The 13930-nt window shown below is 72.6% G+C and carries 2 protein-coding genes (both cut by a window edge); both read left to right on the forward strand.

Annotated elements, in window-relative coordinates:
- On the forward strand, window positions 1–3802 hold the 3' portion of the coding sequence (locus tag IU450_RS31055) for a non-ribosomal peptide synthase/polyketide synthase (protein WP_195153292.1). The gene continues 14018 nt to the left of window position 1, outside the view; the window shows 3802 of its 17820 coding nt (coding positions 14019–17820); its start codon lies beyond the left edge, outside the window; it ends in the stop codon at window positions 3800–3802.
- Window positions 3802–13930: the beginning of a non-ribosomal peptide synthetase gene (locus tag IU450_RS31060; RefSeq protein WP_195153293.1), read on the forward strand. Its footprint extends 15170 nt past the window's final position; only the first 10129 of its 25299 coding nucleotides appear in the window; the start codon lies at window positions 3802–3804; its stop codon lies beyond the right edge, outside the window. The genes IU450_RS31055 and IU450_RS31060 overlap by 1 nt, the downstream gene beginning before the upstream one ends.

A 13930-nucleotide genomic window follows, 5' to 3' on the forward strand; every position in this document is an offset into this window, starting at 1 on the left:
GCCCGAGCTCGACGTCCGCGAACTCGACGTCGACAACGGCGTGGCGCAATTCGACATGCACCTGTTCGCCGTGGACGCCTACAACTCCGACGGCGCACCCGACGGCATCGATCTGACCCTCCGCTATGCCACCGATCTGTTCGAGCGGCCGACCGCATTCCGGTTCGCCGCCCAGCTGCGCCGGGTGCTCGAGACCGTCGCGGCCCGGCCGGAACTGCCGGTCGGCGACATCGATCTGCTCGGGACCGACCGGTCGCAGGTGCTCGCCGAATGGAACCGGACCAGGCAGCCGGTCCCACGGACCACGCTGGCGGATCTGATCGACGCGCAGAGCGCGCGCGGCCCGTCGGCGGTCGCGCTGGTGGACGCGGTGACCGGAGCCGAGCTGCGCTACGCCGAGTTCGACGAACGGGTGAACCGACTGGCGCGCAGGCTCATCGCGGCCGGTGTCGGACCGGAGGCGACCGTCGTGCTGGCGATGCGCCGCTCGCCGGAGCTGGTCGTGGCGATGTACGCCGTGGTGCGTGCGGGCGGCGCCTACGTGCCCATCGATCCCGACCATCCGGCCGAGCGGATCGCCCACATCATGGCCACCGCCGCGCCCGCGATCGTCCTGACCACCGCACGCGACGGACTGCCGATCGAGACGAGTTGCGCCACCGTGGAAGTCGACCGGCTCGACCTCACCGAGTTCGCCGCTACGCCGATCACGGACGCCGAGCGGCGCAGCCCGCTGCGTCCCGAGCATCCCGCGTACGTCGTCTTCACCTCCGGCTCCACGGGCCTGCCCAAGGGCGTGACGGTCCCGCACGCCGCCATCGTGAACCAGCTCCGCTGGCTGGCTGCGGAATTCGGACTCGGCGCACACGATCGCGTGCTGCTGAAGACGCCCGCGACGTTCGATCTCTCGGTGTGGGAGTTCTGGTCCTCGCTGGTCACCGGAGGACGCCTGATCGTCACCCCGCCCGGCGCCGAACGCGACCCGGACCTGCTGCGCGCGCTGCTGCGCGAGCACGGCGTGACCGTGCTGCACGCGGTGCCCGCCCTGCTCGGCATGCTGCTGGCGGTCGAGCCCGGCGCGCCGCTGCCGCGAACCCTGCGCCACGTGCTCGCCATCGGCGAGGCGCTGCCGCCGGCCACGGCGGCGGACTTCCTGCGCCGTCACCGCGCGGGGGCCGCGCTGCACAACCTCTACGGTCCCACCGAGGCGGCGGTGTCGATCACCGCATTCGAAGTCCGCACGCAGCCCGAGCACGTCGTCCCGATCGGCTCGCCCGCCTGGAACAGCCGGGTCTACGTGCTGGACGCGCGGCTGCGCCCGGCGCCGATCGGGGTGCCCGGTGAGCTGTACCTGGCGGGTGCGCAGCTGGCGCGCGGCTATCAGCGTCGTCCGGGGCTGACCTCGGACCGGTTCGTGGCCGATCCGTTCGCCGGGGAGCTGGGCGCGGCGGCGGGCGAGCGGATGTACCGCACCGGCGACATCGTGCGCTGGCGTCCCGACGGCACGCTGGAATACCTGGAGCGCGCCGACTTCCAGGTGCAGATCGGCGGTTTCCGGATCGAACTCGGTGAGGTGGAGGCCGCGTTGCTGCGGCAGCCGGGTGTCACCGCGGCGGTCGCGGTGGTAGAGGCCGACGAGCGCGCCGGAACCCGGCTCATCGCGTATGCCGCGGTACCGGAGGCGGATTCGGACAGCCACGCCGCACTGGCCGGAGCGCTGCGCACGGCCGTGGCCGCGCGGTTGCCCGGGTACATGACGCCCGCCGCCGTCGTCGTGCTGGCGGCACTGCCGCTCACCGCCAACGGCAAGATCGATCGCACCGCTCTTCCCGAACCCGTCTACGCCGAGGCGGGCCACCGCGCACCGGCGGATGAGCTGGAGCGTTCGATCGCGGACGCATTCGCGGAGGTCATCGGCCTGGACACGGTGAGCGTGGACGACGACTTCTTCGCCAGGGGCGGCAATTCCCTGATGGCCACCCGCCTCGCGGCTCGGCTCGGCGCGGCGCTGGGCGGCCACGTCCCGGTGGCCGCGGTGTTCGAAGCGCCGACGCCTGCCGCGCTCGCCGGGCGCCTCGCGCACACCGAGCGCGCCGCGTCCCTGCCTGCCCTGACCCGCCGCGCCTTCGCCGGGCCTGCGCCGCTCGCGCCCGCGCAGCAGCGCCTGTGGGTGGTCGACCGGCTCGCGCCGGGATCGTCGGCCTACCACATCCCCGCGGCGCTGCGGCTGCGTGGCGCGCTGGACGTCACGGCGCTCGCCGCGGCCGTCGGCGACGTGATCGACCGGCACGAGACGCTGCGCACCAGATACCCCGACACCGAACAGGGGCCGGTCCAGGAGGTCGTGCCCGCGGCCCCGGTGCACCTGACGCCGATTCCGCTCCCGCGCGAAGAATTCGACGCTCGGATCGCCGCGTTCGTGTCCCAGGGCTTCGATCTCGCCGCCGCGCCGCCGGTGCGCGCCGCCCTGTTCGCGACCGACGCCGACGAACACGTCCTGGTGGTCGTGCTGCACCACATCGGCGCGGACGGGTATTCCATCGCCCCGCTGACCGCCGACCTGGTGCGGGCCTACCTCGACAGATCCGCCGGACACGCGCCGCGGTGGGCCCCGCTGCCGATCCGCTACCGCGACTACAGCGCCTGGCAGCACGAACTACTCGGCGACGCCGCCGATCCGGACAGTCTGCTCGCACGGCAACTCGCCTTCTGGCGAACGGAACTGGCCGGTGCGCCGGAACTGCTCGCCCTGCCCACCGATCGCCCGCGACCGGCCGACCGAACCATGCGGGGGGCAAGCGTCATTCGCGAGCTCGACGCCGAGCGGACCGTTCGCTTGGAGCGACTGGCCCGCGCGCACGGCGGCACGCTGTTCACCCTGGTGCACAGCGCGCTCGCGGTGCTGCTCGCGAAACTGTCCGGCGGCGGGGACATCACGGTCGGCGCGCCGGTCGCCGGGCGCGGTGTCCGCGAGCTGGACGAGCTGGTCGGGATGTTCGTCAATACCGTGGCATTGCGCGTGGAGGTCGACCCGCGGGCGAGCTTCGCCGAGCTGCTGCGCCAGGCCACCCGGCGCGATCTGGCGGCGCTCTCGCACGCCGACGTCCCGTTCGACCGGGTGGTCGACGCGCTGGGCGTCACCCGTTCCGGCTCGTACGCGCCGCTGTGCCAAGTGCTGCTCGCCTTCCAGAACCTGCCGAGGGCGGAAATGGAGCTGCCCGGGTTGGCGGTCGAGGCGCTCGATCTCACCCTCACCGAGGCGAAGTGCGACCTCCAGGTCACCGTGCTGGAGCGCTTCGGCGCCGACGGCGACCGCGTCGGCCTGGAGCTGCGCTTCGGTTATGCGACGGACATCTTCGAGGAGCCGACGGCGCACGCGTTCGGTGACCGGTTGCTGCGGGTGCTGGACACGATCGCCGAGAACCCGGCGGTGGCCGTCCGCGCGATCGACATCCGCTCCGCGGACGAACGGCGCCCCCGGTCCACCGCGACCGCGGCGGACCTGCCCGCTCTGGTCGCCCGTGCGGCGAAGGCCGCCCCCGCCGCCCCCGCCTTCGAGCACGGCGACCGCGTGGTCTCCTTCGGCGAGCTCGACGCGAAGCTCGCCGGCGTCGCCAAAGCGATGGGCGCGGCGGCCAAACCCGAGGCCCTGATCCACGTCTCGCTCGCCGGGCTGGTGCCCGGCCTGCTCGCCGCCCTCGGCGGCAGCGGACTCGCGGCCTTGCTGCGGACCCTGCCCATCACCGCCGAGGCGCTGCTCGCCGACCCGGGGTCGGCTGTCGATTCGGAAGGAAACCGCTGATGACCCACGCAGAGGCTGTGCGCCGCGCCTACGGCATCGACGATCTGCCCGGCCTCATCGCGACCGTCGCCGGACGGGAGCCGCAGCGGGTGGCGCTGCGCCACGGGGAAGACACCGTCACCTACGCCGCGCTGGCCGAGGAACTCGCGGCGCTGGCCGAGGTCATGGGCGCGGGTCTGGGCGCGGACGCGCTGGTGCCGGTGGTGGTCTCCGGCCGCCTGCCCGCACTGCTGGAATCCGGCGACGGCGCGCTCGGCGCGGTCTTGGCGGCGCTGCTCGACGACGCGCTCACCGCGGCGCACGATGTCCTGGCCGCCACCGCCGCTCCGGTCGAGACGCTGGTGAGCCAGTTCGAAGAGCAGGTGCGCCGCAGCCCCGACGCGACCGCGCTCGAATGCGCGGACGTCACCTCGACCTACGCCGAGCTGGACGGCCGGGTCAACGCGCTGGCCTGCCACCTGATCGAACTCGGTGTCCGCCCGGACACGCTGGTTGGCTTGGCCGTCCGGCGCTCGATCGACCTGGTGGTCGGCATGTACGCGATCCTGAAGGCGGGCGGCGCCTACCTGCCGATCGACCCGGACCATCCGGCGGATCGCATCGCCTACGTGTTGTCGGTCGCCGAACCGGTGCTCGTACTGACCACCACGCACGACGAGCCCGAACTCGGGCCTGCGGTCCGGACGCTGCGGATCGACGAGTTCGCCGGTTCGCCCACCGTGGACGCGCCCATGGTCACCCGGTCGGCCGACGCCGTCGCCTACGTGATCTTCACCTCCGGCTCGACCGGCCGGCCGAAGGGCGTGGCCGTGTCGCACCGCGCGATCGTGGCGAATCTGCGCTGGCGGCAGCGCATGTACCGGCTGCGCGCCGACGACGTGGTGCTGCAGAAGACGCCGTGCACCTTCGACGTGTCGGTGTGGGAGTTCTTCTGGCCGTTGCAGGTCGGGGCCCGGCTGGTCGTCGCGGCGCCGGGCGGCCACCGCGATCCGGCGTACCTGGCCCGCGTGATCCGCGAGCGCGGTGTCACCGTGGCGCATTTCGTGCCGTCCATGCTCGCGGTGTTCGTCGCCGAGCCGCAGGCCGCCGCGGCAGACTCGCTGCGGCTGGTCTTCGCCTCCGGCGAGGCGCTCCCGGCCGCCACCGCCGCGGCCTTCCGTGACATCTGCGGCGCGACCCTGCACAACCTGTACGGGCCGACCGAAGCCGCGGTCGACGTGACCGCGCACGAGGTGACCGGAGCGGATGTAACCCGGGTGCCGATCGGCGTCGCCGCCGACGACACCGAGCTGCTGGTGCTCGACGACAGCCTGCGTCCGGTGGCGCGCGGCGTCGTCGGCGAGCTGTACCTGGCGGGCGTGCAGCTGGCCCGCGGCTACCTGGCTCGCCCCGGCCTGACCGCCGAGCGATTCGTGGCGAACCCCGAGGGACCGGCAGGGGAGCGGATGTACCGCACCGGTGACCTGGTGCGCTGGGCGCCCGGCGCCGATGGCGGGCCGGACGAACTGGAATACCTGGGCCGCACCGATTTCCAGGTGAAGTTGCGCGGGCTGCGGATCGAACTCGGCGAAGTCGAGGCGGCGCTGTTGCGCCACCGGCAGGTATCCCGGGCAGCGGTGGTGCTGCACCGGCACGCGAGCGGTGAACAGCTGGTCGGTTACCTCGTGGGTGATTCCATCGATACCGCCGAGGTGCTGGATTCGGTGCGGCGCGAGCTGCCCGAGTACATGGTGCCGACGCTGCTGGTCGAGTTGGACGCGATGCCGCTGAACGCCAGCGGCAAGCTGGATCGCCGGGCGCTGCCGGAACCGGAATTCGGTTCCGGCGCACCGGTGTATCGCGCGCCCGCGACCGAGGCGCAGGCTGCGGTCGCCGCTGTCTTCGCGGAGTTGCTCGGTGTACCGCGCGTGGGCGCGGACGACGATTTCTTCGCCCTCGGCGGCAATTCGCTGCTGGCCACCCGCGCCATCGCGCGGATCACGGCGGCCCTCGGCGCGACCGTGGACGTGCGTGATTTCTTCGCCCGCTCCACTGTGGCCGCGGTGGCCGAATCGGCCGCACAGGCGCGGCCTGCCGCAGCGCGTCCACCGCTGTCGGCGGGTCCGCGCCCGCAGCGCGTTGCGCTCTCGCCCGCGCAGCGGCGCATGTGGTTCCTCAACCGGTTCGGCGCCGACACCGAGCAGGCCCGCGACCTGGGCGCCGCCGCCGTGGACAACATCCCGGTGGCGCTGCGCCTGCGCGGCCCGCTGGAAGTGTCGGCGCTGTCGGCGGCGATCACCGATCTGGTGGCCCGGCACGAAGTGCTGCGCACCGTATATCCGCAGACCGCCGACGGGCCCGTGCAGTCGGTGCGGCGGGTGCACGCCGTGTTCGACCTGACACCCGCCGAGGTGCCGGAGGACCGGCTGGTCGCGGCGATCCGCCGCGCGGCGGGCCAGGGCTTCGACGTCGCCGAGGAGATCCCCGTGCGGGTGCGCCTGCTGCGCTGCGGGCCGCAGGACCACACGCTGGTGCTCGTCGTGCACCACATCGCGGCCGACGGCGTCTCGCTCGGTCCGCTGATGCGCGATCTGGCCACCGCGTACGCCGCGCGGCACGAGGGCAAGACGCCGCAGTGGGCTCCGCTGACCGTGCAGTACGCGGACTACGCGCTCTGGCAGCAGCGGGTGCTCGGCGCGGAGACCGACGCTGATTCGGTGGCCGCACGCCAACTCGCCTTCTGGCGAACCGAATTGGCCGGATTGCCCGCGCAGCTCGAGCTGCCCGCCGATCGGCCACGCCCGGCCACGGCGTCGTATCAGGGCGAGACCCACGAGTTCGCCATCGACGCCGCCCTGCGCGCCGACGTCGAGGCGCTCGCGGCCCGCGTTCGCGCGACGCCGTTCATGGTGTTGCACGCGGCGCTGGCGGCGCTGCTCGCGCGGCTGTCGGGCACCGCCGACATCGCGATCGGCACGCCCGTCGCGGGCCGGGGCGAGGCCGCGCTGGACGATCTGGTCGGCATGTTCGTCAACACCCTTGTGCTGCGCACCGAGGTCGACGGCGCCCGCCGTTTCGCCGAGTTCCTCGCGCAGGTCGCCGACCGCGACCTGCGCGCGTTCGCGCACGCCGACATCCCGTTCGAGCAACTGGTGGAGGCGCTGAACCCGGAGCGTTCGGCCGCGCGGCATCCGCTGTTTCAGGTCGCGTTGTTCATGCAGAACATCGGGCCGATCGCGCTGGCCATGCCCGGCCTCGACACCGGCCTGGTCGACTTCGATCCCGGTTTCGCGAAGTTCGATCTGCAACTCACGGTGTCGGACGCGGCGGCGGGCTATCGCGCCGAGTTCACCTATGCCACCGATCTGTTCGACGCCGCGTCCGTACGGGAGTTCGCGGCGAAGTTCGTGCGGCTGCTGCGCGCGGCGGTGCGCGACCCGGCCGTGGCGGTCGGTGACATCCCGCTGCTCGACGCGGGCGAACTGGACTACGTCACCGCGAGCTGGAACGCCAGCGGGCATCGCGTGCCCGACCGCTTCCTGCACGAGGGTTTCGATGCGCAGGTGCGTCGCACACCGGATGCCGTCGCGCTGGTCACCGACACCGAGCGCTACAGCTACGCCGAACTGTCCGACCGGGCCGACCGGCTGGCCAGGATGCTCATCGGGATCGGCGTCGGCCCGGAAGCGCTGGTCGTGCTGGCCCTGCCGCGCTCGGTCGACCTGGTGGTGGCCATGTACGCGGTGGCGCGGGCGGGCGGGGCGTACGTTCCGGTGGACCCGGCGCATCCGGCCCAGCGGGTCGGCCACATTCTCGACACCGCGCGCCCGCACGCGGTCCTGACCACCACGGCGGCCGGATTCGTCGCCGCGTCGACCGTTTCCGCCCCGGTGTTCCACCTGGACGAGGTCGATCTCTCGGCGTACCCCTCCGGCAAGATCGGCGACCGCGAACGCCTCGGTGTGCTCCACCCGCGGCATCCGGCCTACGTGATCTTCACCTCCGGGTCGACCGGCAAGCCGAAGGGCGTGGCGGTCAGCCACCAGGCCATCGCCAACCAGCTGGCCTGGATGCACGCCGAATATCGTCCGCGCACCGGCGATGTCTACTTGCAGAAGACCGCGAGCACCTTCGACGTCTCGCTGTGGGGATATTTCCTGCCGCTGCGGGCCGGCGCCACCCTGCTGCTGGCCGCGCCGGACGGGCACCGCGATCCGCGCTACCTCGCCGAAACCGTCGCCCGCCACCGCGTCACGCTCACCGACTTCGTGCCGTCGATGCTCGCGGCCTTCACCGCGCACGCGCAGACCGGCGAACTCGACTCACTGCGCGAGGTGTTCGTCATCGGTGAGGCGCTGCCGCCGGAGACGGCCGCCGCGTTCCGGCAGGTGTGCGCGGCGGGCCTGCACAACCTCTACGGCCCGACCGAGGCGGCGGTGTCCATCACCAACCGCGCGGTCACCGAGACGGATATCCCGCAGCTGCCGATCGGTGAGCCGGAGTGGAATTCGCAGGTCTACGTGCTGGACGGACGGTTGCGGCCCGCGCCGATCGGCGTGCCCGGCGAGCTGTACCTGGCGGGGGCGCAACTGGCGCGCGGCTACCACGGCCGCGTCGACCTCACCGCCGAGCGATTCGTCGCGAACCCGTTCGGCCCGCCCGGCGCGCGCATGTACCGCACCGGTGACCTGGTGCGCTGGAGCCGTGATGGCGAGCTGATCTATCTGGGCCGCACCGACTTCCAGGTGAAATTCCGTGGACAGCGCATCGAACCGGCCGAGATCGAAACCGCTCTGCTGGCGGCGGCCGAGGTGAGCCAGGCCGCGGTGCGGCTGGTCACCGGTCCGACGGGTGAGTTCCTGGCGGGCTACGTGATCGCGGCGCCCGGCGCGGCAGTCGATCTCGACAACCTGAAAATAACCGTCGCCCAGCGTCTTCCCGCTTACATGGTGCCGACTGTGCTCGTCCAGCTGGCCGAGTTCCCGCTGAACACCAGCGGCAAGCTCGATCGCGCGGCACTGCCGGTCCCGGTGCTCGTGGCAGAGCGCTTCCGCCCGCCCGTGCGCGCCGCGCAACGTCTGGTCGCCGCGGTGTTCGCCGAGGTGCTCCGGGTTCAGCGGGTCGGACTGGACGACGATTTCTTCTCCCTCGGCGGCAGCTCGCTGGACGCCACCCAGGTCACCGCCCGCGCGGGCGAGGCCGCGGGCGTGCGCGTTCCGGTGCGCGCGCTGTTCGACGCGCCGACGGTGGAGGGCTTCGCCGCCGCCGTCGATCGGCTCCGCGCCGCCGGGTCTACCCGGCTTCCGCTGGTCCGCCGGGCCCGGCCCGAGTGGGTGCCGCTGTCACCCGCGCAGCAGCGACTGTGGTTCCTCAACCGGATCGAGAGCCAGGACGGCGCCGACAGCGTCTACAACCTGCCGATCGTGCTGCGGCTGACCGGCCGACTCGACGTCACCGCGCTGGAGCGCGCCGTGCTCGACGTGCTGGCCCGGCACGAGACGCTCCGCACCACCTACCCCGAAACCGACAGCGGCCCCTACCAATCCGTGCTCGATGCCGCCGACATCGGCCTGAGCCTGCATCCGGTGCCGATCGACCGTCGCGGAGTCCGGGAGGCCGTGGCCGGGATCGTCCGCGCCGGGTTCGACGTCACCGCCGAATTGCCGTGCCGGGTCGCCCTGCTTTCGGTCGACCGGGTGGACGAGGCGCGCGGCGTCACCGGTGACGAATACGTGCTGGTCTTCGTCGTGCATCACATCGCCGCCGACGCGTTGTCGATGGTTCCGCTGGTCACCGATCTGGTCCGGGCCTACCTCGCGCGCCTGACCAGCAGACGTCCGGACTGGGCGGCGCTGCCCGTGCAGTATGCCGACTACAGCCTGTGGCACCGGGAACTGCTCGGCGCCGAGGACGTCCCCGGCGACCTGGCCTACCAGCAGTTGCGTTTCTGGCGCGACGTCCTCGACGGCGCGCCCGCGCAACTGCCGCTACCGGCCGACCGGCCGCGGCCCGCCGTGCCCTCTCACGAGGGAGCCGTCGTCGATTTCGTCATCCAGCCCGAGTTGGCCGCGGGCCTGCGGGCGCTGGCCCGGCGCAGCGGCGCGACGCTGTTCATGACGCTGCACGCGGCGTTCGCCGCCACGCTGGCCCGGTTGAGCGGCAGCGCCGACATCGTGATCGGCACGCCGGTCGGCGGGCGCGGGGAGCGGGCGCTGGACGCGCTCGTCGGCATGTTCGTCAACACTCTCGCGCTGCGCACGCGGGTCTCGGGCGACGTCGCGTTCGCCGCGCTGCTGGCGGACGTGCGCGAGGGCGACCTGGCCGCGTTCGCCAACGCCGACCTGCCGTTCGAGCGCCTGGTGGACGCCATGGCGGTGGACCGTTCCTCCGGCGCGCACCCGCTGTTCCAGGTGATGTTCAGCTTCGAGGCCGCGACGCCCGCCTTGGACGGGAAGGCCGTGCAGGTGCCGTGGCTGTCGGTGCGGCCGGTCGAGATCCCCGATACCGGAGCGAAATTCGACCTGCACCTGGTCGTGCAGGAGCGGGCCGGTTCGGCGGAACTGTTCGGCACCCTGCGCTACGCGACCGATCTGTTCGACGCCGCCACCGCCGAGTCCTACGTCGCCCGTTTGCGGCGGCTGCTCGTCGCCGTCGCGGTCGATCCCGGCGCGCGCATCGGTGACATCGAGTTGCTGTCGGACGCCGAACGTCACCTGGTCCTGCGGGAATGGAATGCCACCGAGCATCCGGTGCCCCAATCGGACACGCTCGCCTCGCTGTTCGCGACCCAGGTCGCGAGCACCCCCGACGCGCCCGCGGTCACCTTCGAGGGGACGACATCGGCCCACCACCCCTCGACGGGTCGCTCCGCGACGCTGACGTATTCCGAGTTCGCCGGGCGGGTCAACCGGCTGGCGCGCTGGCTCGTCGAACAGGGCGTCGGACCGGAATCACTGGTGGCCCTGGGCATGCGCCGCTCGCTCGACCTGGTGGTCGGCATGTACGCCGTCACCGTGGCGGGCGGCGGCTACCTGCCGCTCGACCCCGACCACCCCGCCGAGCGCACCGCGCACATCCTCGCCACGGCCGCGCCCGTACGTGTGCTCACGGCGGGCGCGGACCTGCACTGCGGTCTCGCCGAGACGCGAATCGATCGGCTCGACCTGTCCGCCTACTCGGACCTCCCGCTCACCGACGCCGACCGGCGCGCGCCGCTGCGGCCGTCGAACACCGCGTACGTGCTGTTCACCTCGGGTTCCACGGGCAGGCCGAAGGGCGTGGCGATGAGTCACCGCGGCATCGTGAACCGGCTGCGCTGGGTGCAGTCCGCGTACGTCGCGCTCGGACCCGGCGATGTCCTGCTGCAGAAGACGCCCGCCACCTTCGACGTCTCGGTGCCGGAGTTCTTCTGGCCGCTACAGGTCGGCGCCCGCATGGTGCTGGCGCGGCCGGACGGGCACCGGGACCCGGCCTACCTGGCCCGGCTCATCCGGACCGAGGGCGTCACGGCAGCGCACTTCGTGCCGTCCATGCTGGCCGTCTTCGCCGACGAGGCGCTCGACGTGCCGACGCTGCGCGAGGTGTTCTGCTCCGGTGAGGCGCTGCCCGTGGGTGTCGCCCAGCGGATGCGCGAACTCACCGGCGCACGGGTGCACAACGGCTACGGCCCGACCGAGGCCGCGGTGGAGGTGACCTTCCACCAGGTGTGCGACACCGATTTCGAGACCGTGCCGATGGGCAAGCCGATCTGGAACATCCGGACCTACGTGCTCGACGCGCGGTTGCGTCCGGCGCCCGTCGGCGTGCCCGGTGAGCTGTATCTCGCGGGCGTGCAGCTGGCGCGCGGCTACCTGGGCCGCCCCGACCTGACCGGAGACCGGTTCGTCGCCGATCCGTTCGGGCCGCCCGGCGAACGGATGTACCGCACCGGCGACCTGGTGCGGTGGAGCGCCGCGGGCGAGCTGGAATTCCTCGGCCGCACCGATTTCCAGGTCAAGATCCGCGGCCTGCGCGTCGAGCTCGGTGAGATCGAGTCGGCCCTGCTCGCGACGCGCGGCGTCACGCAGGCCGCCGTGCTGGTACGCGACGATCGCGGCGCCGGAGAGCGACTCGTCGCCTACCTCGTGGCGGACGGGCCGATCGAGATCGCGGCGGTGCGTGACGCGCTGGCCGAGCGGCTGCCGGGTTACCTCGTGCCGCAGGCGTTCGTGGTGCTCGAACGGTTCCCGGTGAACGCGTCGGGGAAGCTGGACCGCGCGGCACTGCCCGCACCCGCGCTCGCGCCCTCCGTGTTCCAGGCGCCCACCGGCGAAGCGGAAATACTTGTCGCCGAGACATTCTCGAATCTGCTCGGGATGACCGACGTGGGCGCCGATGACGATTTCTTCACACTGGGCGGCAACTCGCTCAGCGCCACCCAGCTCGCCGCGCGACTGGGCAGGGCCACCGGCGCCGAGGTGGCGGTGCGCACGATCTTCGACGCGCCCACGGTGCGCGCGCTGGCGCGGCGGATCACCGTCGACGGCCCGATCGATGACGCCCCCGTCGCACTGCCGCCGCTCACGCCGCAGGAGCGCAGCGGGCCGGTCCCGCTGTCGATCGCCCAGCAGCGCATGTGGTTCCTGAATCGGTTCGACACCACCACCGGGGCGTACAACATCCCGTTCGCACTGCGCCTCACCGGGGCGTTGAACGTGCCCGCCCTGGCCGCGGCGATAGCCGACGTGATCGCACGGCACGAAACGCTGCGCACGATCTACCCCGAACACGACGGCGGCGCGACGCAGGTGGTGCTCCCCGCCGGGACGAAACTGGTCGAGTTGGTCGCGCGGCCGGTTCCGGCGGCGCAGGTGCCCGAACTCGTCGCCGCCGCGGCGCGCGCCGGGTTCGACGTGACCGCCGAGGTGCCGCTGCGCGTTCGTCTGCTGCGCGTCGAGGACGAGTGGGGGCCGGGCGGGCAACAGGTCCACGTGCTGCTGTTCGTCGTGCACCACATCGCCGCCGACGGTTGGTCTTTCGCACCGCTGACCCGGGACCTGGCCAACGCTTACGTCGCGCGGTGCGCGGGCATCGCACCGGCCTCCGGGCCGCCGCCGGTGCAGTACGCCGACTTCGCCATCTGGCAGCGTGCCGCACTCGGTTCCGCCGATGACCCGGCCTCGGTCCTGTCCCGCCAGCTGGCGTACTGGATCGATCGGCTGGCGGGGCTGCCCGAGGTGCTGACGCTCCCGTCCGATCGGCCGCGCCCCGCGGTCGCCACCAACCGGGGCGGCGCGTGGACCGCACGGCTCGACGCCGGCTTGCACGAGCAGATCCAGGTCCTCGCCGCGGCGCACCGGGCGACCCCGTTCATGGTGCTGCACACCGCGCTCGTGGTGTTGCTCAGCCGCTACGGCGCCGGTTCGGACGTCGTGATCGGCGCGCCGGTCGCCGGGCGGGGCGCCGAAGCGCTGGACGAACTCGTCGGCATGTTCGTCAACACGCTGGTGCTGCGCACCGAGGTCCGCCCGGACGCGACCCTCGCCGAACTGCTCGCGTCGGTGCGCGCGGCCGACCTGGCCGCCTTCGACCACGCCGAGGTGCCGTTCGAGCAGTTGGTCGAGGTCGTGAACCCGGTCCGCTCGCAGGCGCACGCCCCGCTGTACCAGGTCGCACTGACCTTGCAGAACCAGGCCGCGCCGCAGTTCCGGCTGCACCGGCTGGCCATCGCCGCGCTCGAGGTGGACGCCGCGCCGATCCAGCTCGACCTGGACTGGACGCTGACCGACCGCTACACCGCCGACGGCGCGCCGGACGGCATCGACGTGCACCTGCACTACGCGCTCGACCTGTTCGACGAACCGACCGCCGCCGGGTTCCTCGCCGCCTTCGAACGCGTGCTGCGCGCCATGGTGCGCGACGCCCGCACCCCGGTCGGCGCGGTCGAGCTGATGTCGGTGGCCGAGCGCGGCATGCTGCTGTCGGACCGCAACGCCACCGCGCACGCCCTGCCCGCCGAGACTTTGGACGACCTGCTCACCGCACGCGTGGCCGCCACGCCCGACGCGATCGGCGTGCGCTACGAGGACACGGCGGTGACCTACGCCGAGTTCGCGTCCCGGGTGAACCGGCTGGCCCGCAGGCTGATCGAGGCGGGCGTAGGCCCGGAGG

It is taken from the genome of Nocardia abscessus (assembly GCF_015477775.1).
GTDB lineage: Bacteria > Actinomycetota > Actinomycetes > Mycobacteriales > Mycobacteriaceae > Nocardia > Nocardia abscessus_A.